The following is a 279-nucleotide window of genomic DNA, read 5'->3' as shown; positions in this document are numbered from 1 at the left end:
ATCTATTTTGTCTCACGATGCAACGTATACTTTTTCAACCGGGGGGAATACTTTTTCATTTCTAACCGGTCCGGATTCGTCCGTTTGTTCTTCGTCGTAATATAATTTCTGTCCCCTGTCTCTGTACAGGCCAATGTAACATTTACACGCATCATTTTCACCCCTTATATAAATCGTAATTATTGCGTTTTATTATATCTCACCAGAAAAAAATGTCAAGCGTCCATTTTTTAAGACCGCTCCACAGTGACCTCCATGAAGTCAAATGCGATCTTACTG

1 protein-coding gene is annotated in these 279 nt (G+C 39.1%); it reads right to left on the bottom strand.

Annotated elements, in window-relative coordinates:
- Positions 1-2: 2 nt before the first annotated feature.
- Positions 3-152, bottom strand: coding sequence for a 50S ribosomal protein L33 (gene rpmG, locus R0K30_RS21680; RefSeq protein WP_003153246.1), 150 nt, complete (start codon positions 150-152; stop codon positions 3-5).
- Between the last annotated feature and the right edge of the window lie 127 nt (positions 153-279).

The sequence above is a fragment of the Bacillus sp. SIMBA_154 genome, from assembly GCF_046536015.1.
Lineage (GTDB): Bacteria > Bacillota > Bacilli > Bacillales > Bacillaceae > Bacillus > Bacillus pumilus_P.
Note: the sequence above shows the minus strand (reverse complement) of the source record. Positions and strands in the feature narration are given on the sequence as shown.

Excerpts from the sequence above, each read along its gene's own strand:
- rpmG (WP_003153246.1), bottom strand. The coding sequence starts at position 152 with ATGCGTGTAAATGTTACATTGGCCTGTACAGAGACAGGGGACAGAAAT.